A 21,538-nucleotide genomic window follows, 5' to 3' on the forward strand; every position below is an offset into this window, starting at 1 on the left:
CCCGCGACCCCGCCCGGCGAAACACCGGAACAGACCGAATCGGCTTGTGCGGGACTTACGTGGCCTTGTGGGGGACTCACACAGCCGAAGGACCGAAATGTTGGAGGGTCACACCATCGGCGAAAGTCGTTGCGGTTGACAGGATCTAAACGTATCGGCGCACGTACCCAGATCTTCGTTCCCGCCGGAATGACGAGGCGTTATGTCCGCTCTCTCTGAATTTGCAACGTTTGTACCCGGATACGGCGAAACCCGCGAGCGCCGGGGTGCACTCGCGGGTTTCGCGTCGATATTCGAGCCGGTGTCAGGAGGCGATACGAGCCGCCTGCGGAGCGCCCTTGGCGGCCGCGCGCACCGCGGCGGCGATGGCGACGACCGGCGGAAGCCAGCGGGCCTCGTGCGGGGCGACGCCCCAGCAGGCCGCGCCGGCGGACAGCTTGCTCGGCGGCAGCGGGATGCCCGCGCCGTCGGTGTAGACGGCAATGCCCGCGGCCCGCAGCGCCTCGATGGCCCGCTCGGCCTTGCGCAGTCCGGTCACCAGGTGGATCTCGCGGCGCTCGGCGCCCGGGATCTCGATGACCGGCCCGGTCAGATCATTGGCGCGCAGGTAGCGGCGCACGAAGGCGGCGGTGTCGCCGGTGACCTCGATGCCCGATACCTCGTCGTCGGTGACCAGGCAGATGCCATTGGCGGTTTCGGCGACCGTCCAGCCGCGCTGGATGTAGTCCTGCGCTGATTCTGCAACGGCTGACGAAAACGTCGTACGCACTGGTTTCTCCATTCCCCGGTAGATCTAGTTCCTGCTCTGTGCGTCGTATCGGCCTGAGGTGTCCGGGTCGTTACACACCCTTTTTCACCAACGGTCCGGTTCTGTCTGAGAACGTCCTATGCCCGGTCTGTTTTGACCCTTTAGTGACATTGGCGCAGCAGTGACCCGACCTGCCCGTGACGGTCCTGCCTGCGCCGACGCCGTCAAGGGCGGTGACGCCCGCCGCCAACCCGCAAGCGGGACAACGGTGGGACGTGTTCTACACCACACTGTCTCGGACTGTCCGCCCCCGGCGTTACGGGCGACACTTGATCCGCCGAAAAGGTCTGCGGGAGAGGAGATCGGCGGCATGGCCGATCAATCGGGCGGGAACACAGCCGAACTCGAGGAATTCGAGGAGTTCGACGAGATCATCACCGAGGGTCGCTGGGCCGCCTTCAAGGAGTCCGCGACCCGCCGCATGTCCCGGCGGCTGGCCGAGGAAGAGGAGGCCGAGGAACCGGTCGAACCCTTCGCCAGCCCAAGCGCTTTCGGCTCCTGGAGCGTGGATGCCGCGCGCGCCCTGCTGGACCTGCAGTTTCACCGCGCCGCCACCCGCACCCTGCTGCCGCTGGCCTATCTACTCGGGCTGGCCGGCGCGGTCGCCATCCCGATTGTGGGAACCGTAGGGCTGTGGCGGATTTCGGCCTGGCTGGGCATCGTCTTCGGAGTCTGCTTCGCGATTCCGCTGGGCCTGGTGATCGCCGCGACCGTGCGCCTGCTGCTGGAGTTCGTGCTCAACGCGTCCCGGCTGGCGGGACGGGTCGCCCATATCGCCGATATGGCCGACGATCTTTTCCAGGCGTTGTCCGATGTCGCCGAGCCGGTCAATCAGCTCTCGAAAGACGTTCAGGCCGTGCAGTTCTGGCGCTTCCGCAAGCGCTCTTCGAGGAAGTAACCTGGACCGAAGGTCGACATCCTAACCACCAGGCCGCGTCCCGCGTCCATGGATCGCTGAGTTTTCCTGTGCAACAATGCGATCGCAACACTGGTATAGGGGGACGAATGGCTCTACCGCAGGGGATTACCGGATCGACCGTGCCGCGTCGGCAGCTCGGACGACACCTGCGCGACCTGCGCAATCGCGCGCGCATGACGACTCGGGTGGCGGCGCAGCGATTGGAATGGTCCGAGGCGAAGATCTGGCGCATCGAAACCGGTCAGACCTCGTTGCGCAGCCTGGATGTCGAGGCCATGTGCCGCATCTACGGGGCGCCCGAGGACGCCATCGAACCGCTCACCTCGCTGGCCCGGGAAACCAAGGCCCGCGGCTGGTGGACCGAGTTCGGTGATGTGATCGACGAGGGCTACGAGGTCTACATCGGTCTGGAGGAGGCCGCGAGCCGCCTGGTCAGCTACGAGAACGAGCTGGTCCCGGGGCTTTTGCAGACCGAGCAGTACTACCGGGCGGTGCTGGCGGGAGCCTACCCGGGCATCTCGCCCGAGCAGCTCGACCGCCGGGTGCGGGTGCGCACCGCGCGGCAGTCACTGCTCACCCGCGCCGACTCGCCGCTGCACCTGGACGTGGTGATCGCGGAGGCGGTGCTGTGGCATCGCATCGGCGGTGACGAGGTCACCCGCGGTCAGCTGGATCGGCTGCGCAAACTCGCCGAACTGCCCAATGTCCGGTTGCGCCTGCTGCCGGTGGAGTGCGGCTATCACCACGGGATGGACGCGGGCCGCTTCGTGCTGCTCGAATTCCCCACCGCGGCAGGCGAACCCACCGAACCGCCGGTGGTCTACGTGGAAACCTTCACCGGCTCGTCCTATCTGGACAAGGAGCATGAGGTGGAGCGCTACCGGGAGGCGGTCGCGGCGGTCAATGCCGTTGCGGTGGAAGCACTCCCGGTGATCGAGACGCTGCGCGCCTCGATGTGACCCGCTAGCACTCAGCCCAGATTCCGGGCCAGCACCTCGCGGTGCGTGGGCGCGGCCTGCCGATGCAGTTCGCGCCCTTTCTCCGTCACGCACACGAAGATCGCGCGCCGATCCTCGGTGCACAGCGTGCGATCCACCAGTCCTTCGCGTTCGAGCCGCGCCACCGTGCGGGAGAGCGCGCTCTGACTGAGGTAGATGTCATTGGCCAGGTCGGCCATCTTGCAGCTGTCGCTGCCGGTTTCGACGAGGCGGTCGAGGGTTTCGAATTCGCTGAGCCCGATGTGGTGGCGGCCTTGCAGTTCTTTTTCCAGAGCGCACGAGGTCGTCGCGTGCCGGGCCAGCAGATCGCGCCACTGATCTATGAGCCCGGCCGGTTCCGTCTGCGAGAGAGACGTCACCGCGGGCCGTTCGACAGGCGCTGTCGGCTTCGGCATGCGGCCATCCTAGTCCTGACAGCAGAAGCATGCAACCGCATTAAATGCTTGTGCATTTGATGCGTGCGCATGTACTGTCCTCTCTCGTGACTTCCACCGAGATCCGCCCCGCAGTGAGCAATGCGGCCGACTCCGCGAAATGGACCGGCCGGCTCTGGGGCATGCTCATCACCCTGTGCATCGTGCTGTTCCTCGACGGCCTCGACGTGTCGATGATCGGCGTCGCGCTGCCCTCCATCGGTTCCGAACTCCACATCCAGACCTCCACCCTGCAGTGGCTGGTCAGCGGTTATGTCCTCGGCTACGGCGGCCTGCTGCTGCTGGGCGGCCGCACCGCCGACCTGCTGGGTCGCCGCAAGGTCTTCCTGATCGCCCTGGCCGTCTTCGCAATCGCCTCTCTCTCAGGCGCTTTGGTGAGTTCGCCCGCCCTGCTGATCCTGACCCGCTTCATCAAGGGCCTGGCCGCCGCGTTCACCGCGCCCACCGGCCTGTCCATCATCACCACGAATTTCCAAGAGGGACCGGCCCGTAACAAGGCGCTGTCCATCTACACCGTCTTCGGTGCGGGCGGCTACTCGATGGGCCTGCTGTTCGGCGGCCTGATGACCGGCCTCGGCTGGCGCTGGACCTTCCTGCTGCCGGTGCCCGTCGCGATCGCCGCGCTGGTCTCCGCGTACTTCCTGGTCCCCAAGGACAAGCCGGCCGAAGAGGGCGGGCACGACCTGATCGGCGCCCTGCTGTCCACCGCCACCATGCTGCTGCTGGTCTACACCGTGGTCTCCGCGCCGCAGGCGGGCTGGGCCTCGGCTCGCACCATCGGATCGTTCGCCGCGGTGCTGGTGCTGGGTACGGCATTCGTCTACGCCGAGAACAAGGTTCGCTACCCGCTGGTGCGGCTGGGCATTCTGCGCAAGCCCACCCTGGTCCGGGCCAGCCTGGCCATCATCGCGGTCGCCGGTTCGTATTTCAGCTGGCAGTTCATCACCACGCTGTACCTGCAGGACGCCCTGGGCTGGTCGCCGCTGAAGCTGTCGATGGCGCTGCTGCCCGTCGGTCTGTTGGTGGTCGCCTCCGCCTTCGTCTCCGACAAGCTGGTGGACCGCTTCGGCACCGGCCCGATCATCGCGATCACCATGGTGGTCATGGCCGTCGGCTACCTGCTGTACCTGCGCATCGACACCGCGCCGTCGTACCTGACCGTGCTGCTGCCCGCGGTGCTGCTGGTCGGCATCGGCTGGGTCGGCTTCCCCGCCATCAATATTCAGGCCACCAGCGGCATCGAGGATGACGAGCAGGGCCTCGCGGCCGGTGTGCTGCAGACCGCCATGCAGGTCGGCGCGGCCATCGTGCTCGCGGTGACCACCGCCATCGTCACCTCGGGTGTGCCGAGCGATCCGACTCCCCAGGCCATGCTCGACACCTACCGCCCGGGTCTGGAATTCGCCGCCGGTGTCTCCATCGTCGGAGCCCTGGTCGCCCTGACGGTGTTCATCCCCAAGCTGCGTGCCCGCCGCCAGGAGGTCCGCGAGCGGGAGGTCGAACTGGTCGGCTAGTGACTCACCGGCCGGGACTGCCGCTCACACAGGACCGGCCGGTCACCTGAAAAGAGAAGGGGCGCACCGCAGCACGCGGTGCGCCCCTTCGTTTTACGGCTTTACGGCAAGCGGAGATCCGCGAGGCGCGGGGCCGCCGCGTCCTTGTCGGAGCGAATGAAGGTCAGCGGTTCGCCGTCGCGCCCGACGGTCGGCCACTCGATGGCCAGCTCCGGATCGAAAGCGTCCAGGTCCCGGTCGAATTCGGGGGAGTACTCCAGCGAGCACAGGTAGTTGACCGTCGAGTTGTCCTCGAGCGACAGCAGCGCGTGCCCCAGCCCCTCGGCCAGGAACACCGCCTTGCGCTCCACATCGTCGATGACTACCGCGTCCCACTTCCCGAACGTGGGGGAGTCGCGGCGCAGGTCAACCACCACGTCCAGGAACGCCCCGCGCACGCAGGTCACGTATTTGGCCTGGCCGGGCGGAGTCTCGGTGTAGTGGATGCCGCGCAGCACGCCCGCCGCGGAGGTGGAGATATTGACCTGCAACAGGTCGAAGGGCCGCCCGACGGTCTTCTCGAATTCCGAGGCCTTGAACGACTCGTAGAAAACGCCGCGTTCATCGCCGAACTGCCGGGGCGTGAACTCCCACGCGCCCGGTACCGACAGTTCCCGAATCCCCATGTCTCACTCCCAAGTTCGGCCGTGGTCCAGCAGACCCAGCAGATATTTACCGTAGCCCGATCGCACCAGGGGTTCGGCCAGTCTGGTCAGCTGATCATCGTCGATGAAGCCCAGCCGCCAAGCCACCTCTTCCGGCACGCCGATCTTGAGGCCCTGCCGTTCCTCGATGGTGCGCACATAGTTGGCGGCATCCAGTAGCGAGTCGAAGGTGCCGGTGTCGAGCCAGGCGGTACCGCGGGCCAGCACCTGCACGTGCAGGCGGCCCTGTTCCAGATAAGCCCGGTTGATATCGGTGATCTCGTATTCGCCGCGGTCGGAGGGTTTCAGGTCGCGGGCGATGGCCAGCACGTCGTTGTCGTAGAAGTACAGCCCCGGGATGGCGTAGTTGGATCGCGGGTGCTTGGGCTTCTCCTCGATGGAAATGGCCCGGCCGTCGTCGAATTCGACCACGCCGTAGGCGGTCGGATCGGAGACCCGGTAGGCGAAGACCGCGCCGCCGTCGAGGTTGTGGAACCGCTGCAACTGGGTGCCCAGGCCCGGGCCGTGGAAGATATTGTCGCCCAGCACCAGTGCGGCGCTGCCGGTGCCGATATGGTCGGCCCCCAGCACGAAGGCCCGCGCCAGCCCGTCCGGCTCCGGCTGCACCACATAGGAGATGGAGACGCCGAAGCGACTGCCGTCGCCGAGTAGCCGCTCGAAGGCCGCGCTGTCCTCGGGCGTGGTGATCACCAGGATGTCCCGGATCCCCGCCAGCATGAGGGTGGAGAGGGGGTAGTACACCATCGGTTTGTCGTACACCGGGACCAGCTGTTTGCTCACCCCGCGGGTGATCGGGTGCAACCGTGATCCGGTGCCCCCGGCCAGGATGATTCCGCGCATGTCACGAGAGTCTGCCAGTTCGGCCGTGGGCGCGACGGGCAGGTTCCGACTGGACTTCGAATCGATCACGCCCGTTTACCACGATGCGGATCCGGCCATTTCTGTTGCATAGGTCACGTTCTCATGGTGTTCTGAAACAACACTATGTGAGATGTCAGCGCCGACACTCGTGGTTCGGCGCGCCGATAAAGAGGTAGGTGCGCGATGGGCCACAACGACGTCCCCGTCCAGAATCCGAACCGGACCAGCGCCGCCGCGCGGATGCTCGAGCTCGTCTCCCGGACCATGATCCGGCCGATGGGCGAATTGGTGCCCGTCACAGCCGCATCCATGCCGATGGTCAGCGGTGTCATCAACAACCTGGCCAAGTTGCGCCCGTCCCCGAGTGGGGTGGAACGGGAGCAGGTGCAGCTCAAGGGCTTCCGCATGGAGATCGTCCGGCCGGCCGGGGCGAGCAAATCGCTGCGCGATGGCGCGGTGCTCTACATGCACGGCGGCGGTTTCTTCCTCTGCGGACTCGACACCCACCGACCTGTGGTCGCCTCGCTCGCCCGCCGCACCGGGTTGCCGGTAGTTAGCGTCGAGTACCGGCAGCTCCCCGAAACCGATATCGCCGGAGCCGTCACCGACTGCCTCACGGCCTACAAATGGCTGCTCGCGCACGGCGCGCCGGCATCCCGCGTGGTGTTCGCGGGCGACTCCGCCGGCGGCTATATGACCTTCGCGACCGCGCTGCGCGCCCGCGACAACGGACTACCCGTCCCGGCCGGGCTCGTCGGCCTGTGTCCCGCACTGGATCTCGACTGCACCGAGAAGCGCCGCCACCCCAACTACCACCGCGACGCGCTGATCCCGCTGTCCGCGCTGGAATCGGTGGTGAAGCTGGGCGCGGAGGTCGACGGCCGGATCGATCCGCGGCTGTCCCCGGTCAACAATGTGCTCGCCGGACTGCCGCCCGCGCTGCTCATCATCGCCGAGGACGAGGTGCTGCGCCGCGACAGCGAGATCATGGCCGAACGCCTCGCCGCCTCGGGAGTGCCCGCGACCCTGGAGATCTGGCGCGGCCAGGTGCACGCCTTCATGGCCATCTTCCCGAACATGCCCGAGAGCCGGGCCGCCCTGGCGCACGTGGCGCGCTTCGTCCGCGAGCGCATCGAGGCCGGACAGGTCGCCCGCACCGCGTAATCGTGATCGGCCGTAATCGTGATCGGCACAGCGTGATTGATGATGTGGGGCTCGGGGCGTACGACCTCGGGCCCCACATCTGTTCCAGCACACAGCGAAACGCCCGCCCGGCTGAGCCGGGCGGGCGTTTCGTAGAGCTGCGGTCCGCGAATTACTTGGCGGAGATGTGCGGCTCGTTGATGGTGGAGAAGTACTGGATCGCGGCGGCGATCGCGACCGGCGCGGTCACGAACAGCTGGCCCGCGAGGGTGCCCAGGAAGCCGACGGTCGAGGCGCCGACCATGCAGCCGATGATCGGGCCGGCACCGAACAGGGTGGCCAGCGGGATGGAGGCCAGACCCGCGACACCGAAGCCGAGGACGCAGCCGACGGCCGCGCCGCCGAGGCCACCGACCAGGGTGCCGATGGTGGCACCGGTGGAGATGGTGTCCTTCAGGCGGTTCCAGGCAGCCTGCTCACGGTCGTAGTCCGACTTCCAGGGGGCCTGGTCCTCGTAGGGCAGGGCCACGTCCTGGACGGGCGCGTAAGTCGCGTGCGCCTCGTCGAACTGCGGGGTCAGGGTGGCGGCGTGGTCCGAGATGTCGGCCACGACCGGGAACTCGAAGTTGTCGACGCGGAACTTCAGCGGCATGCCGGCGACGACGGTGCCGTTGGCGGCCTTGATCTCGAAGTTGCCGTTCTCCACGACCATGGCGCCGGCGTCCGTGCGGACGATGGTGCTGGTGTCGGTGGTGGTGGCGGTGTAGTTGATCGGCGCGCTCTCGTCAGCGGCGGGCGCAGCGTTCACGGTTCCGGCGGTGATGCCCAGGGCAGCGACAGCCAGCGCCGCGGTGGCGGCGAATTTCCTCATCAGCATTTTGTTGAAACCTCATCGAAGAGCTCGGGGGGACAACACGAATCGAAATGGAGGACAGCTAACGAGCGGTGAACCCATCGTGACCGTTCGTTCAATTTTTGTTCACCATCACGATCATGCGGTCTGCAAGGTATCGGAAAAGTGCAGCGTGGTAAAGGTTTTGGCGCGGATATACGATCCGCCTGAACGTTACCTGAGAAGCGGTGTGTGACGAAGGTCACACCTCAGACTTGGAAAGTCGTGACTATTGGCGTGTGAATGTCACGCTGAGGACACCAAATTCCGACATTTAGACTGCGTCGGTGCCTTTCGATTAAGTACATATGTTTCAACCGGATGTCCGATTCCGCGCACGTCGGTGGGGTGGGTGGTGTAAAGACCGCAACTTCTCCGGACCGCGCGATGGCATCCCGACCGGGGCGACGTAGTGTTTACCCGGTGCGACTGCTCGTAACCGGCGGCGCCGGCTTCATCGGCGCGAACTTCGTTCAACAGACCGTGACTCGACGTTCCGGCGTGCACGTCACGGTGCTGGACAAACTCACCTATGCGGGTAACCGCGCCTCCCTCGACCCGGTCGCGGATCGAATCGAGTTCGTACACGGCGACATCGCCGACACCGCGCTGGTGGATCGCCTGGTCGGCGGTGTGGACGCGGTGGTGCATTTCGCCGCCGAATCACACAATGACAATTCGCTGGCCGACCCGTGGCCGTTTGTCCAGACCAATATCATCGGCACCTATTCGCTGCTCCAGGCGGTGCGCCGGCATCAGGTCCGGTACCACCACATCTCCACCGACGAGGTGTACGGCGATCTGGAACTCGACGACCCCAAGGCATTCGACGAGAACACGCCCTACAACCCGTCGAGTCCCTATTCGGCCAGCAAGGCCTCGAGCGACATGCTGGTGCGCGCGTGGGTGCGATCCTTCGGGGTGCGGGCCACGATCTCCAACTGCTCCAACAACTATGGGCCCTACCAGCATGTGGAGAAGTTCATCCCGCGCCAGATCACCAATCTGATCGACGGGGTGCGGCCGCGCCTCTACGGCAGCGGTCACCAGGTGCGGGACTGGATTCACGTCGAGGATCACAACGGCGCGGTGTGGGAGATCCTGGAGCGCGGGCGAATCGGACAGACCTATCTGATCGGCGCCGACGGCGAGCGCGACAACAAGTCCGTGGTGGAGTTGATTCTGGAGGCATTCGGCCGCGCCGCAGACGATTTCGACCACGTCACCGACCGACCAGGCCACGACCTGCGCTACGCCATCGACTCCTCGCTGCTGCGTACCGAACTCGGCTGGGAGCCGCGTTACCGTGATTTCCGCCAGGGCCTGGCGGCCACCATCGAGTGGTATCGCGACAACGAATCCTGGTGGCGGCCACAGAAAGCGACCACCGAAACCGCCTACGCAGAAGCCGGGGAAAAAGTCCTCTAGCTCCAGCCGGAGCGGTAGTCCGCCCAATCCTGTTCGGTGGCAGTGAAATCCACATAGAGCGCGACACCGAAGGCGCGGCGATCGCGATCGGTGCGGCCCAAACCCAAGCGGACGCCGCGGATGGCGGCCGCCACGGTTTCGGCGGAGGCGTGATGGCCGAGATCGTCGGCGCGAAATGCGGGCAGGCCCATCAGTAGATCCACGCTCGGCGCGGTGACCTGCAACGCCAGTGTGGTTTGTTGAGCGAGATATCCGCCGTAGAGCGAGCGGGTCGGCATCGCGGTGTCGTACGACATGACCGCGATTTGATCGACCCGCCGCGCGACCTGCGCGAAATAGGCTTGTGACCACCATTTTCCGTGGCCGAACAGCGCAAGTCCGAGTGAATGCAATCCGGGTAGCGGATCGATAACCGGGGCGGATACCGACAGTAGTGCCCGGCGTGCGGAAGTGACGGCGCGCACTTGCTCCAGGATGGTCAGATAACCGGTCGATCCGGAGCGCACCGGCTCGAAATCGAAGTGAATGCCGTCGAATCCGAGATCGAGCACCTGTGTGGATGTCGTGACAACATGATCACGTGTTGTCGAATCCTCGGCATTCAAGCCGTCGAATTCGGGGGCCAGCACATCTCCGAGCCAGGCCTGCACGCGAATTCCGGGCAGGGTCCGATGCACCGCGTCGATGAACCAGCGGGCCTGTGGATACAGCTCTGCGGGCAGGGTGCCGTCATTTTCCAGCGGCCCGGTGTGGACGTACAGATCCTTGATTCCGGTCCCGGCCAGCCGAATTCCCAGCTGAGCGATATCGGTGTCGGATTTTCGACCATCCACCCAGGCGTGCCCGAGCCAGAGGGCGTCCCGGTCGCGGGTCCGGGCGGTGTCCGACGGGCTGCCGGCGTCCTCGAGCCGCAGAAAGACTGCGGCCCCAGCAACTGGCATGAGTAGTAGGCAGGCAATAACCAGCAACACCAAGGCTATTCGCCGTTTCCGGGACCAGCGGCGCCACCCGGCACGCATCGCGACCAGGCAGCGCCGAAGATGACGCAGGCTCAGCCCCAGACGATGGTGGAGTACTCGACCACCGCCGCGAGGAGTGCGACCGAGCTTGCCGTCACCACGGTGATCACCATGCCGCGCACCGGGATCCGGCCCGCCGCGTTCGTGAACCGTAGCGGCATCCAGCGCAGGAGTACCGCCAGACCCAGTACCGCGAGCGGCACGAAGTAGCGGCCCTGCACGCCGTCGACGATGAAGTAGCCGACGGGGGTGAAGGACATGTACAGGGTCACGTAGATCATGGCCACGCTGGCGGCCACGGTCGCCAGCACCAGCCAGGTACGGGTCCGGTTGGCGGCCAGTGGTGAGAAGCGCTCGGCGACACCGATGCTCATGGTGAAGGCCAGCAGGCAGGCCAGCACCGTGAGAGCGGGCACCTCCACGTAGGAGAAGCCGAGCTCACCGAAGAACTGCATGAACCAATGCTGGTCGCGGCGCGCGATGCTGTCGCCGAACACCCGCAGGAAATGCACCGGATCGGTGAGGATGCCGTGCAGCTGGTCGCCCGGACGCACGCTGCCCCAATCCTTCTCGGGCCGCATCAGGCTCATGCCGTCGCCGGTCGGCGCGGCGACCTTCATCCACGCCGCGAACGACACCGCGCCGATGCCCGCGGCCGCCCACGGCAGCACGCGCTGCCAGGTCGCGATCCGCGCGGTGCCGCCTGCACCGGAGATAGCGGAGGCGCCGGAGACATCGCGGCCGAAACCGAAGCGGCGCGCTGGGATCAGCACGGTCAGCATGGCGATCAGCACGTAGGTGGGCTTGCACACCGGCAGCAGGATGGTGGTCGCGAGCGCGGCGACGGTCTCGGGCTTGGAGAGCCGCTCCCCGAGGAACAGCCCCTTCACCACCAGCGCCGACACCAGCAGCGCGAGCGCGTTGGTGACGGTGTCCGCGGTGACCGTGCCGGCCTGGAACAGGGCGATCGGCAGCACCGCGACGGTGAAGGCCAGCCACTGGACCCGGTGCCCGCGCAGCACGCGCAGCGCGAAACCGGCGATGGCCAGGTAGGCGACGAGCCCGGCCCAGCGGGTCGCCAGCATCATGCCGCCGACGTTCAGGTCGAGAGCTTCGGCGATCCGGATGCCCGCGGCGGCGGGCAGATACGGGACGGGTGAGTAGGCCGCGGTATTGGTGAACCACACCTGCTTGGTCTGCTCGGAGACCGCCATGCCGCCGAGCGCATCGTAGGCGTGCGGGTCCTCGACCATGGGTTCCGGCTCATCGGCATTGTTCTGGTAGTCGTGCATGGCGTAACCCATCAGCGCGTCGATGCTGACGGGTACGTCGCCGCCCCAGGCCGGTCCCCGGTCGTCGTGGATCTTCTCGGGCAGGAAGCCGCCGTGCGCGACCTGATAGGCGCGCCCGAACTGGGTGATCTCGTCGTGGCCCCAGAACGGCGGGGTCAGCACCGACCACACCGCGCCGAAGATGCCCGCGATCAGCAGGAAAGTCAGTGCGGCCGAGCCGAATCGGCGTTCGACACCGATCACTGCGCGGCGCAGTCCGGCCTTGCCCGCAGCGCGGTCGGGCGCGGCGGCCGGGATCTTCTCCGGCACGGCGACGGCGGGTTTCTCGTTCGCTTCGGTAACCACGATGTCCGATTCTGCTTTGCCGTTCGGGTCCTGCCCAGCAAGCACCGTCATCGCGTCGGACCGGCGGCCGCGTCATCCGCGCCCACGGCGGAATAACGCAGGTACATCAGGCGGGCGGCCTCGTGCCGGGAGCGGCGGATGCCGTCCAGGATCAGGCCGGCCGTCCAGGCCAGGCTGCCCAGTAGTAGCAGGGTGAAACCGAGGAATAACGTCGGGAACCGCGGCACCGTGTGGGTCTGATAGAACTCGACCACGATCGGGGTGATCAGGATGACCGACACGATCCAGGCCAGGGTGCCGAAGAGGCCGTAGAAGGCCACCGGTCGCTCGTGCCGGGCCAGGCCGACGATCAGGCGCAGGATCTTGAAGCCGTCGCTGTAGGTGCGCAGTTTGGACTCGCTGCCCGCGGGCCGATCCCGGAACCCGACCGGCACGGCGGTCTGCGGGACGCCGAGGTGCTGCGAGTGCACGGTCAGCTCGGTCTCGATCTCGAACTCCCGCGACACGGCCGGGAAGGACTTCACGAAGCGCCGGGAGAAGACGCGGTAGCCGCTCAGCATGTCCTCGACGTTCTCGCCGAAGACCTTGCCCACCACACCGTTCAGCACCTTGTTGCCGGTTTCGTGCCCGGCCCGGTACGCCGATCCGGCCTCGACCTCGCGGCGCACGCCGAGCACGTGGTCGTACGGACCGTCGAGCAGGGCCTGGATCATCTCGGGGGCCGCGGCCGCCTCGTAGGTGTCGTCGCCGTCGATCATGAGGTACACGTCGGCTTCGATATCGGCGAAGGCGCGGCGCACCACATTGCCCTTGCCCTTACGGTGCTCGGTGCGCACGATCGCCCCGGCCGCGCGCGCCTTCTCGGCGGTCGCATCGGTGCTCAGGTTGTCGTAGACGTAGACGACAATGCCCGGGACGGCTGCCTTGAGGTCGGCGACGACCTTCGCGACGGCGGCCTCTTCGTTGTGGCACGGCACAATGGCGGCAATACGAAGCTCGGTGGAGTCCACCCGGTCAATCCTCTGATCGGAGGCGAATATGAACACCGGGAGGGTACCCGACGTTCACAGGTATATGGGTGCGGCGGGTTGGGGTACCGTCGCCCGGTGTCTGCGAATGAGTCGATGGCGGTGAGTGATTCCACCCCGAATCCCTCGGTGACCGGGAAGGTCCGCGCACTGTTGCAGCGTGGGGGCGCATTCCTGGTGGTCGGTGCGATCGGCTTCGTGGTCGACGCGGGCACCTACAACCTGCTGGTCTTCCTGGGCGGCGAGGGCCCGCTGTTTCATCAGCCGCTGCTCGCCAAGATCATTTCCATCGGGGTGGCCACGGTCGTCACCTATTTCGGCAACAAGTGGTGGACCTACTCCGACCACGAGGGTGACACCGGGGCCCGGCACATCCTCATCTACGCATTGCTGAATGTGATGGCCATCGGACTGCAACTCGGGTGCCTCGGATTTTCACGCTACGTTCTCGGACTGGACAGTCCGTTGGCGGACAACGTTTCCGGCACGCTCATCGGCCAGGCAGTGGCCATGGGCTTCCGATTCTGGGCTTACGGGAAATTCGTCTTCACCGGAACACGCGAGGCCGAACGCTAAGTGCGGGTTCGCGCTGCCACCATGATTGGTGATTGATATTCTCGCCCCGCCGTGCAAGAGACAGTGGCTGTGCGACCACGTCGGATTGAGCCGGTGTCTAAGTATTCAAAGGATGTCGAGGGATTCATGGATGCGTCGGCTGGCCAGGCCGTGACCGAACACGAGGACCGCAAGAGCGCCGAAGCTCCGGCGACCCTGCGTGCCGACCACGCCGCGCCGGAACGGCTGGTGTTGGCGCGCGGGATCTTCATGGGTCCCGCGCCGAAGATCAGTGACGACCTGTACGCGGTCGCCAAGGGCAAGGTCACCCGGGAACGGCAGCTGCTACGTCTGGAGAAGGGCGCGTCGGTCCACACCAACACCTACTTCGGTCGCTTCGCCGCCGCCTACTGGCAGCGCTGGACCAAGGTCACGGCCGTCGAGGTGGGCATGACCCTCGAGGTGACCGGCAAGGTGCGGGTGCGGCTGGCCGCCTCCGATATCGCCGGGCACCGTCGCGTGGTCGACACCGCCGTGGTCGAGGAGACCGGTCGGGTGGTGCTGAACGCGCCGCTGGACATGTACATCGACGGTGGCGCGATCTGGCTCGAGATCGAGGCGCTCGGTGGTGACGCCGTGATCACCGATCTGGCGTGGACCGCGGCCGCCCCCGAGCACGTGCGCCCGGTGGCCATCGCCATCTGCACCTTCAACCGCGCGCAGGACTGCGCCAATACCGTTGCGGCGCTGGCCTCGGACGCGACCGTGCTGTCGCTCATCGACGCGGTGTACGTGGTCGACCAGGGCACCGACCTGGTGCAGGATCAGGCCCTGTTCACCGAGACCCAGCCGAAGTTCGGTGACAAGCTGCGCTACATCCGGCAGCCGAATCTCGGTGGTGCGGGCGGTTTCACGCGCGGCCTCTACGAGGTGTCCGGCGCCAACGAGCACGCCGACGTCATCCTCATGGACGACGACATCCTGTGCGAGCCCGAAACCGTGCTGCGGCTCAACGCCTTCGCCAATCTGACCGTGGAACCCACCCTGGTGGGCGCGCAGATGCTGTTCCTGTTCAACCCCGACTACCTCAATGTCGGTGCGGAAGAGACGAATCTGGGCAAGCTGCGCCACGGCCAGAAGGTCGCCAAGGCACTGCGCAACACCTCCATGCTCAAGAAGCATCAGGAACGCCGGGTCGACGCCGGCTACCAGGCCTGGTGGACCTGCCTGATCCCGGCCGAGGTGGTCAAGAAGATCGGGCTGCCGGTGCCGATCTTCTTCCAGTGGGACGACGTGGAATACGGCCTGCGCGCGCGGGAGAACGGTTTCGTCACCGTCACCCTCCCCAATGCCGCGGTCTGGCACGCCGACTTCTACTGGAAGGACTTCGACGACTGGGCGCGCTACTTCTCCTCGCGCAACTCGCTCATCGTGTCCTCGCTGCACCACAACCTGGACGGGAAAACCATTACCCGCCAGCTGTTCCGGGAGATCGGCGAATACCTGGTCGGCATGCAGTACGGCCTGGCGCACACCACCCTGCAGGGCATCGAGGACTACCTGAAGGGTCCGGAGACGCTGCGCGACGGCGGCATCGAGGCGCTGGCCAAGGCCCGCGGCTCGCGCTCGGACTATCCCGAGACGGCCAAGCATCCCGCCGCCACCTCGCCGGTTCCCAACGCGCACCTGCACGTTCGCCGCGCGGGCGGGGAGCCCAGCCACCCGCTGCTGGTGCTCTACAAGCGCGCCCTCAACCAGTGGACCGGCCGCGTCATCCCCGGCCCGGTCGCGATCACCCGCGAGGACGCGCACTGGTGGCACGTCGGCCTGTTCAACCACGTGGTGGTCACCGATGCGTCGCAGTCCGGTGTCCGAGTCCGCGTGCGTGACAAGGCGACCGCCCGCCGCCTGCTGCTGCGCGCCTACCGCGTGCTCAAGCAGCTCCGCAAGGAATTGCCCGACCTGCAGAACCGCTGGCGCGCCGCCATGCCGGAACTGACCAGCCGCGAGAACTGGGAACGCCTCTACGGAATCGACCAGAACGCACGGTAATCGCCTGAACATGGCCCGGGACATCCTGTCCCGGGCCATGTTTCGTTTCAGTGGGCCGTGTTTCGTTTCAGCGGGTGGTGAGCAGGGTGCGGGCGGCGATCGCCAGGTCGTCTTCCAACCAGGCCGGGAGTTCGGCGGCGTGGGAGTGGCGGCGCAGCGCGGCGTAGGGAAGATCCACCACGGCCCGGCTGACGGCGTCGATCTCGCGTTCGCCGTCGGCCCCGTAGACGCCGGTCGCGATGCGGTGCAGCAGCGCGAACAGGGGTTCGTTCATGCGCGCCAGGCGATCCCGGAACTCGGTGTCGGGTGCGCCGTCGACCAGGTCGCTGGGCCGCAGCTCGAGCAGCAGCTTGGCGTCTTCGAGGCATTCGCGGCCGAAGGCGACCGCGCCCGCCGTCATGGCCACGGCCGCTTCGATCGGATCGTCGGCCTCGGCGGCGGCCAGCACGCGGGATTGGAAGCGATCCAAGGCCCGGATCCAGGCTTCGATGAGCACCCCGTTGCGATTGCCGAAGCGGTGATACAGCGTGCCCACGGGTGCGCCGCTGGCCGCGGCGATCGCGGCCACGCCGGCCGCGCGGGGACCCTCGCGCAGCACCAGCGCGCGGGCCGCGTCGAGGATCACATCGGTGTCGTGCTTGCGGGGAGGCGCCATGAACTAGTACGTTCCTTCTATATGGAGCGTTTGCCCTATATCGATGAGCATTCCAGGGTAATCAATGCCGACCGCGCGCAGACATGGGCCGCCCTACTGCGCACGACCTGCAAGAACCCTGACGATCTCAACACACTGCCCCGGGGATTCGAGCTCGACGAGGCCGACCCGCCGAGCCTCTTGGCCATGAAGGGTCAGCACTGGTTCTCCCGCTACGCCCTGACCTTCCGGCTCGACGAGGCAGATCCCGCCCACACCCGCCTCACCGCCATCAGTCACGCCGCCTTCCCCGGCATCCACGGCCGGATCTATCGCGCACTGGTCATCGACAGCCGGATGCACCGCCTGGTGGTGCGGGATATGTTGCGCCGCATCGCCGTCATGGCCGTGCATCCGGCATAGGCCGCCCTTGTCAGAGGAACAGGTCGGTGGTGAGCGGTCCGTCGCCGGGCACCACCCGGTACTTGTCGAGATCCGTGATGCCGTGTGCGGCAAGGACATCGTCGTCGATGAAGAAGTTGCCGGTGGTGTCCTTGGCCGGTGAGGTCAGGACCAGGTAGGCGGCGTCGGCGTAGATGTCGGGGGTACGGGAGGTGGAGATCATCTCCTCGCCGCCGAGCAGGTTCTTGACCGCCGCCGTCGCGATGGTGGTGCGCGGCCACAGCGAGTTCACGCCGATCCCGTACTTGCGCAGCTCCTCGCTCAAACCCAGTGTGGTGAGCGACATTCCGTACTTGGCGATGGTGTAGCCCAGCGCCATGCCCGCCCACTTCGGGTCCAGGTTCAGCGGCGGCGACAGGGTGAGGATGTGCGGATTGCGCCCGGCCTGCGCGGATTCCTTCAGGGCCGGAATGCTGAGCTTGGACAGCAGGAAGCTGCCGCGGCAGTTGATGTCCTGCATGAGGTCGTACTTCTTCATGGACAGGATCTCGGTGGGGGAGATGTCGATGGCGGAGGCATTGTTCACCACCATGTCGATGCCGCCGAAGCGCGCCACGGTCTGCTGTACCGCGTCCGCGACCGCCTCGTCATCCCGCACGTCGCCGAGGTATTTCAGCACCGTGCCGCCCGCCGCCTCCAGTTCGGCCCCGGCGGTGTGAATGGTGCCCGGCAATTTCGGGTGTGGCGCATCGGTTTTCGCGATCAGGGTGATGTTCGCGCCGTCGGCCGCCGCCCGCTTGGCGATCTCGAGCCCGATTCCGCGACTGCCACCCGACATGATCATGGTCCGGCCCGCCAGCGGCTTGGCTGCATCGGTCATGGGTCCCGCTCCCGTCTGCTGTTGTGTCGCCCCCGGGTTCGATCATCCGCGTCTCGGTGATCGAGCGGGGCGGAATTTCTCTCACTTCGGACAGTAGGCGCGAAATGCCCGATATGCAACAAGGTGCATAGGGGTAGCGCTGGCACCACCTCGATTCGGGTGCGCGGGGCATGGGCGGCGACCGGCCGCGTTCCTAGGCTCGAATCGGCCGGAAAAACCGGCCCGAACAGGAGGAATCTCTTCCATGAGCGCAATGCGGCGGCCGCGTGGCCGGGTCGTGCTGGCCGGTATCGGGGTGGTGGCCGTACTCGCGGCCCAGGCATGCGGCACCGACTCCGGGCGCGGCGAACCCGCCCGCAAGGAGCTCTACGCCACCGTCACCCAGGCTCTCGACGGCCTCATCCGGGCCGGGTTTCCGGGCGCACAGGTCGTGATCGACGGTCCGCGGGGCCACCACGTCCTCACCGCCGGTAAAGGCGACCTGAGCACCGGCGCACCCATGCCCGAGGATGGCCGCGTCCGGATCGGCAGCAATACCAAGACCTTCGTCGCCACCGTGGTGCTGCAGCTGGTCGGTGAGGGCCGGGTCGAACTCGACGCCCCGATCGAGCGCTACCTACCGGGTGTGGTGCACGGCAACGGCAATGACGGCAACCGCGTCACCGTCCGCCAGCTGCTGCAGCACACCAGCGGCCTGCCCGACTATCTGGCGGGTGGCGATCCCTCGCTGACCCCGGAACCCGGCTCCCGGCAGTTGAAGGCCGATGCCGAGGAAATTCGCTGGGGTCATTACGAACCCGCACAACTCGTGGACTTCGCCATGTCCTCGCCGCCGCGCTTCGAGCCCGGTGCGCGCTCGGTCTACACCAACACCAACTACGTCTTGCTCGGCATGCTCGTCCAGCAGGTGACCGGTCGCCCGGTGGCGGCGGAGATCGGCAGTCGCATCCTGACACCGCTGGGCCTGCGCGACACTTACTTCCCGGACTCCCGCGAGACCGGCATCCGGGGACCGCATGCGCGCGGATATCAGGAAACCGCCGGGCAGCGAGTCGATTTCACCGACCTGGACCCGTCCTGGGCCGATGCCGCGGGCGCGATGATCGCCACGCCGTCCGACCTGAACCGCTTCTTCACCGCGCTGCTCGGTGGCAAACTGCTGCCCGCCGCACTGCTGGACCAGATGAAGCAGACCGTCCCGTGGGATCGCGGCCAGCCCGGTTCCGGCTACGGGCTCGGCCTGATCCACCAGGCGATCTCGTGCGGAGCGCAAGTGTGGGGCCACGGAGGCAGCATCCCCGGCTTCGGTACGCACACCGGCGTGGCCGCCGACGGCACCGCGGTGGTGCTGACCGTCAATCAGCTCCCGGTCGACAAGGCCACCGACGAAGCCGTGGTCAAGGTTTTCGACACCGCCTTCTGCTCATGAAAGGAACCGCAGTGCGATTTCGTGAGATCGCCCGCAGCCGTAAGGGACTGACCGCGCTGGTGGTCACCGGCCTGGCCGCGGCGGCGGTCGGCACGGCCGCGGTCACCGAACGATCCGACACCGGACGCGCCGAATCCCTGGACCGCTACTACCATCAGCGCCTCGACTGGAAGTCCTGCGCCGAACCGGAACTCGACGACGCCGGCGCGCGCTGCGCCGAGGTCACCGTGCCGCTGGATTACACACAGCCGCAGGGCCGTACGCTCACCGTCGCCATTTCCCGCATCCCGGCCACCGATCCCGCGCAGCGGCACGGCGTCATGCTGTCCAATCCCGGCGGCCCCGGCGGCGCGGGCCTGGACTATTTCGTCGACACCAGCAAGGCGATGACAGCCGATGTGCGCGCACGCTACGACCTGATCGGTATGGATCCCCGAGGAGTAGGCCGCTCCACGCCGGTGAACTGCCACTGGCCGACCGGATTCGGGCTGCAATTCGCGGGCGTGGACGCCAAGGGTTTCGCCGAATCCGAAGCCACCCAGCGGGATCTGGCGGATCGCTGCGCCACGGCCGAGGGAGATCGGCTGCCGTACATCACCACCCGCAATACCGCCCGAGACATGGATGTCATTCGAGAAGCGCTGGGGGAGCGGCAGATCAGCTACCTGGGCACCTCGTACGGGACCTACCTGGGCGCGGTCTACGCCCAGATGTTCCCCGAGCGCTCCGATCGGTTCGTGCTGGACGGCAGCGTGGATCCGGAACGGTACGGCGCGTCGGGCATGGTCCAACTGATGGGCGCGCCCAATGAGGCGGCCTTGGACGCCTGGGCCGTCTGGGTGGCCGCGCGCTCGGACGAATACCGGCTCGGCGCAACGGGACCGGAGGTGCGTGCCACCATCGAGCAGCTGATCGCCCGGGCGGCCGAGCGACCCATCCGAATCGGCGATTTCGACGTCGACGCGCACACCCTGCCGATGGTGCTCTACATCCCGTTCGACTCACCGCACGGCTATGCCCTGGCCGCGCAGCAGATGCGGGAACTCGCCGATGCCGCCGCCGGTACGCCTGTGCAGCCGGACGAGGACTTGGCGGGCAAGCTGGCCATCATCCTGCGCGCGCGGCCTCACGACCTGTCCCCGCAGATGGCCGTGCTGTGCGGTGATGCCGGGGTGCCTCGCGATCCGGCCTGGTACCGCCGCAATCTGGAGGCGGCCCGCACCACCGAGCCGGTTTTCGGGGCCCTCGCCGAGAACATCACGCCCTGCGCGTTCTGGGCTCCACCGGTCGAATCGCCCACGGTCATCGGCAATTCCGTGCCCACGCTCATCGTCCAGGCGACCGGGGACACCCGCACCGCGTACAGCGGCGCGCTGGTCATGCACCGCGCGCTGACCGCTTCGCGCATGGTGACCCTGCAGGATGTGGCCATCCACTCCATCTTCGGCCGCTACCCGAACACCTGCGTCTACGGCGCGGTGAACACCTATCTCCGGGACGGGTCGTTGCCCGCCGCCGATGTCACCTGTCGTGACTGATCAACCGGCATTCAGGTAGGCGAGCACCGCCAGCACCCGTCGATGCCCGACCTCGTCGGCGAAAAGGCCCAGTTTGGCGAAGATGCTCCGAATGTGTTTGAGCACGGCCCCTTCGGAGACCACGAGGCGCTCGGCAATGGTGCCGTTGTCGAGCCCCTCGGCCATCAAGGCCAGCACCTCGCGCTCGCGTGGGGTCAGCGCCGCCAGCGGATCATCGGTCTTGCGCCGCACCAGCAGTTGGGCGATCACCTCCGGATCCATGGCGGTCCCGCCCTCGGCGACCCGGCGCAGTGATTCCAGGAACCGGTCCACCCGCCCGACCCGCTCCTTGAGCAGATACCCGATCCCGCCCGCCCCGTCGCCGAGCAGTTCGGACGCGTAACTGTCCTCGACCCACGCCGAGAGCACCAGGACCGGCAGTCCCGGATGAATCTGCCTGGCGCGCACTGCCGCCCGCAACCCGTCGTCGGTGTTGGTGGGCGGCATCCGCACATCCACCACCACCGCGTCGGGCCGATCGGCGGTGACCACCCGCAGGAAATCGTCGGCATTGTCGACGGCGGCGACCACCTCGATACCGGCGGTCTGCAGCAGCAGCGCCAGACCTTCCCGCAGCAGTGCGTCGTCCTCGGCGATCACCACACGCATTGCGCCCACACCTTA

21 protein-coding genes are annotated in these 21,538 nt (G+C 66.8%); 10 read left to right on the forward strand and 11 right to left on the reverse strand.

Annotated features, from left to right (window positions below; genetic code table 11):
• Nucleotides 1-304: 304 nt before the first annotated feature.
• The gene (locus ACFXHA_RS22055; RefSeq protein WP_379359505.1) at nt 305-769 is read right to left on the reverse strand and encodes a hypothetical protein; all 465 of its coding nucleotides are present in this window, start codon (nt 767-769) and stop codon (nt 305-307) included.
• A 349-nt stretch (nt 770-1,118) separates the two neighbouring features.
• Here ACFXHA_RS22055 and ACFXHA_RS22060 point away from each other — a divergent pair, with 349 nt between their 5' ends.
• The gene (locus tag ACFXHA_RS22060) at nt 1,119-1,706 is read left to right on the forward strand and encodes a DUF4282 domain-containing protein (RefSeq protein ID WP_379359507.1); all 588 of its coding nucleotides are present in this window, start codon (nt 1,119-1,121) and stop codon (nt 1,704-1,706) included.
• Nucleotides 1,707-1,813: 107 nt separating this feature from the next.
• The gene (locus tag ACFXHA_RS22065; protein ID WP_379359508.1) at nt 1,814-2,686 is read left to right on the forward strand and encodes a helix-turn-helix domain-containing protein; all 873 of its coding nucleotides are present in this window, start codon (nt 1,814-1,816) and stop codon (nt 2,684-2,686) included.
• Between the two features lie 11 nt (nt 2,687-2,697).
• Here the strand turns inward: ACFXHA_RS22065 and ACFXHA_RS22070 are convergent, their stop codons facing one another.
• A complete protein-coding gene (locus tag ACFXHA_RS22070) occupies nt 2,698-3,120 on the reverse strand; it encodes a MarR family transcriptional regulator (protein WP_379359510.1) in 423 nt (140 codons plus the stop codon).
• A gap of 86 nt (nt 3,121-3,206) precedes the next feature.
• Here ACFXHA_RS22070 and ACFXHA_RS22075 point away from each other — a divergent pair, with 86 nt between their 5' ends.
• Nucleotides 3,207-4,673, forward strand: coding sequence for an MFS transporter (locus tag ACFXHA_RS22075; protein ID WP_379359512.1), 1,467 nt, complete (start codon nt 3,207-3,209; stop codon nt 4,671-4,673).
• Nucleotides 4,674-4,774: 101 nt separating this feature from the next.
• Here ACFXHA_RS22075 and ACFXHA_RS22080 read toward each other — a convergent pair whose 3' ends face one another.
• A complete protein-coding gene (locus ACFXHA_RS22080; RefSeq protein WP_379359514.1) occupies nt 4,775-5,338 on the reverse strand; it encodes a dTDP-4-dehydrorhamnose 3,5-epimerase family protein in 564 nt (187 codons plus the stop codon).
• 3 nt (nt 5,339-5,341) lie between these two features.
• Nucleotides 5,342-6,217, reverse strand: a complete 876-nt coding sequence (gene rfbA, locus ACFXHA_RS22085; RefSeq protein ID WP_379359516.1) for a glucose-1-phosphate thymidylyltransferase RfbA — start codon at nt 6,215-6,217, stop codon at nt 5,342-5,344.
• A gap of 204 nt (nt 6,218-6,421) precedes the next feature.
• Here rfbA and ACFXHA_RS22090 point away from each other — a divergent pair, with 204 nt between their 5' ends.
• Complete coding sequence (locus tag ACFXHA_RS22090) at nt 6,422-7,402, forward strand: alpha/beta hydrolase (RefSeq protein ID WP_379359518.1); 981 nt, start codon at nt 6,422-6,424, stop codon at nt 7,400-7,402.
• A gap of 151 nt (nt 7,403-7,553) precedes the next feature.
• On the opposite strand, the gene ACFXHA_RS22095 is transcribed toward ACFXHA_RS22090, so the two are convergent.
• On the reverse strand, nt 7,554-8,258 hold the full coding sequence (locus tag ACFXHA_RS22095; protein WP_379359520.1) for a hypothetical protein: 705 nt from the start codon (nt 8,256-8,258) through the stop codon (nt 7,554-7,556).
• Between the two features lie 438 nt (nt 8,259-8,696).
• On the opposite strand from ACFXHA_RS22095, the gene rfbB reads away from it, so the two are divergent.
• On the forward strand, nt 8,697-9,701 hold the full coding sequence (gene rfbB, locus ACFXHA_RS22100; protein ID WP_379359522.1) for a dTDP-glucose 4,6-dehydratase: 1,005 nt from the start codon (nt 8,697-8,699) through the stop codon (nt 9,699-9,701).
• Here the strand turns inward: rfbB and ACFXHA_RS22105 are convergent.
• From ACFXHA_RS22105 to ACFXHA_RS22115, 3 genes are all read right to left on the reverse strand, one after another.
• Entirely contained in the window at nt 9,698-10,642 is a 945-nt protein-coding gene (locus tag ACFXHA_RS22105) for a hypothetical protein (protein ID WP_379359524.1), read from the reverse strand. The two genes, rfbB and ACFXHA_RS22105, sit on opposite strands and share 4 nt — an antisense overlap.
• Before the next feature lie 110 nt (nt 10,643-10,752).
• The gene (locus tag ACFXHA_RS22110) at nt 10,753-12,357 is read right to left on the reverse strand and encodes a DUF2142 domain-containing protein (protein WP_379359526.1); all 1,605 of its coding nucleotides are present in this window, start codon (nt 12,355-12,357) and stop codon (nt 10,753-10,755) included.
• Between the two features lie 47 nt (nt 12,358-12,404).
• Nucleotides 12,405-13,367, reverse strand: coding sequence for a glycosyltransferase (locus tag ACFXHA_RS22115; protein ID WP_379359528.1), 963 nt, complete (start codon nt 13,365-13,367; stop codon nt 12,405-12,407).
• Nucleotides 13,368-13,463: 96 nt separating this feature from the next.
• Between ACFXHA_RS22115 and ACFXHA_RS22120 the strand changes: the two genes are divergently transcribed.
• Together ACFXHA_RS22120 and ACFXHA_RS22125 are read left to right on the forward strand one after the other, a co-directional pair.
• Nucleotides 13,464-13,961, forward strand: coding sequence for a GtrA family protein (locus ACFXHA_RS22120; RefSeq protein ID WP_379359530.1), 498 nt, complete (start codon nt 13,464-13,466; stop codon nt 13,959-13,961).
• Nucleotides 13,962-14,087: 126 nt separating this feature from the next.
• Complete coding sequence (locus tag ACFXHA_RS22125) at nt 14,088-15,992, forward strand: glycosyltransferase (RefSeq protein WP_379359532.1); 1,905 nt, start codon at nt 14,088-14,090, stop codon at nt 15,990-15,992.
• Between the two features lie 67 nt (nt 15,993-16,059).
• Here the strand turns inward: ACFXHA_RS22125 and ACFXHA_RS22130 are convergent, their stop codons facing one another.
• On the reverse strand, nt 16,060-16,647 hold the full coding sequence (locus tag ACFXHA_RS22130; RefSeq protein ID WP_379359534.1) for a TetR/AcrR family transcriptional regulator: 588 nt from the start codon (nt 16,645-16,647) through the stop codon (nt 16,060-16,062).
• A 21-nt stretch (nt 16,648-16,668) separates the two neighbouring features.
• Between ACFXHA_RS22130 and ACFXHA_RS22135 the strand changes: the two genes are divergently transcribed.
• The gene (locus tag ACFXHA_RS22135; protein WP_379359536.1) at nt 16,669-17,049 is read left to right on the forward strand and encodes a hypothetical protein; all 381 of its coding nucleotides are present in this window, start codon (nt 16,669-16,671) and stop codon (nt 17,047-17,049) included.
• Between the two features lie 10 nt (nt 17,050-17,059).
• On the opposite strand, the gene ACFXHA_RS22140 is transcribed toward ACFXHA_RS22135, so the two are convergent.
• Nucleotides 17,060-17,908, reverse strand: coding sequence for an SDR family oxidoreductase (locus tag ACFXHA_RS22140; RefSeq protein ID WP_379359538.1), 849 nt, complete (start codon nt 17,906-17,908; stop codon nt 17,060-17,062).
• Nucleotides 17,909-18,152: 244 nt separating this feature from the next.
• On the opposite strand from ACFXHA_RS22140, the gene ACFXHA_RS22145 reads away from it, so the two are divergent.
• Together ACFXHA_RS22145 and ACFXHA_RS22150 are read left to right on the forward strand one after the other, a co-directional pair.
• Entirely contained in the window at nt 18,153-19,337 is a 1,185-nt protein-coding gene (locus tag ACFXHA_RS22145; RefSeq protein ID WP_379359539.1) for a serine hydrolase domain-containing protein, read from the forward strand.
• An 11-nt stretch (nt 19,338-19,348) separates the two neighbouring features.
• Nucleotides 19,349-20,875, forward strand: coding sequence for an alpha/beta hydrolase (locus ACFXHA_RS22150; protein WP_379359541.1), 1,527 nt, complete (start codon nt 19,349-19,351; stop codon nt 20,873-20,875).
• Here ACFXHA_RS22150 and ACFXHA_RS22155 read toward each other — a convergent pair whose 3' ends face one another.
• Nucleotides 20,876-21,523, reverse strand: coding sequence for a response regulator (locus ACFXHA_RS22155; protein ID WP_379359543.1), 648 nt, complete (start codon nt 21,521-21,523; stop codon nt 20,876-20,878).
• Nucleotides 21,524-21,538 lie beyond the last annotated feature (15 nt).

Origin of the sequence: Nocardia sp. NPDC059240 (genome assembly GCF_042753865.1) — a bacterium.
Classification (GTDB): Bacteria; Actinomycetota; Actinomycetes; order Mycobacteriales; family Mycobacteriaceae; genus Nocardia.

Excerpts from the sequence above, each read along its gene's own strand:
- ACFXHA_RS22060 (WP_379359507.1), top strand. The coding sequence starts at position 1,119 with ATGGCCGATCAATCGGGCGGGAACACAGCCGAACTCGAGGAATTCGAG.
- ACFXHA_RS22065 (WP_379359508.1), top strand. The coding sequence starts at position 1,814 with ATGGCTCTACCGCAGGGGATTACCGGATCGACCGTGCCGCGTCGGCAG.
- ACFXHA_RS22070 (WP_379359510.1), bottom strand. The coding sequence starts at position 3,120 with ATGCCGAAGCCGACAGCGCCTGTCGAACGGCCCGCGGTGACGTCTCTC.
- ACFXHA_RS22080 (WP_379359514.1), bottom strand. The coding sequence starts at position 5,338 with ATGGGGATTCGGGAACTGTCGGTACCGGGCGCGTGGGAGTTCACGCCC.
- rfbA (WP_379359516.1), bottom strand. The coding sequence starts at position 6,217 with ATGCGCGGAATCATCCTGGCCGGGGGCACCGGATCACGGTTGCACCCG.
- ACFXHA_RS22090 (WP_379359518.1), top strand. The coding sequence starts at position 6,422 with ATGGGCCACAACGACGTCCCCGTCCAGAATCCGAACCGGACCAGCGCC.
- ACFXHA_RS22095 (WP_379359520.1), bottom strand. The coding sequence starts at position 8,258 with ATGCTGATGAGGAAATTCGCCGCCACCGCGGCGCTGGCTGTCGCTGCC.
- ACFXHA_RS22105 (WP_379359524.1), bottom strand. The coding sequence starts at position 10,642 with ATGCCAGTTGCTGGGGCCGCAGTCTTTCTGCGGCTCGAGGACGCCGGC.
- ACFXHA_RS22125 (WP_379359532.1), top strand. The coding sequence starts at position 14,088 with ATGGATGCGTCGGCTGGCCAGGCCGTGACCGAACACGAGGACCGCAAG.
- ACFXHA_RS22130 (WP_379359534.1), bottom strand. The coding sequence starts at position 16,647 with ATGGCGCCTCCCCGCAAGCACGACACCGATGTGATCCTCGACGCGGCC.
- ACFXHA_RS22135 (WP_379359536.1), top strand. The coding sequence starts at position 16,669 with ATGGAGCGTTTGCCCTATATCGATGAGCATTCCAGGGTAATCAATGCC.
- ACFXHA_RS22140 (WP_379359538.1), bottom strand. The coding sequence starts at position 17,908 with ATGACCGATGCAGCCAAGCCGCTGGCGGGCCGGACCATGATCATGTCG.
- ACFXHA_RS22145 (WP_379359539.1), top strand. The coding sequence starts at position 18,153 with ATGAGCGCAATGCGGCGGCCGCGTGGCCGGGTCGTGCTGGCCGGTATC.
- ACFXHA_RS22155 (WP_379359543.1), bottom strand. The coding sequence starts at position 21,523 with ATGCGTGTGGTGATCGCCGAGGACGACGCACTGCTGCGGGAAGGTCTG.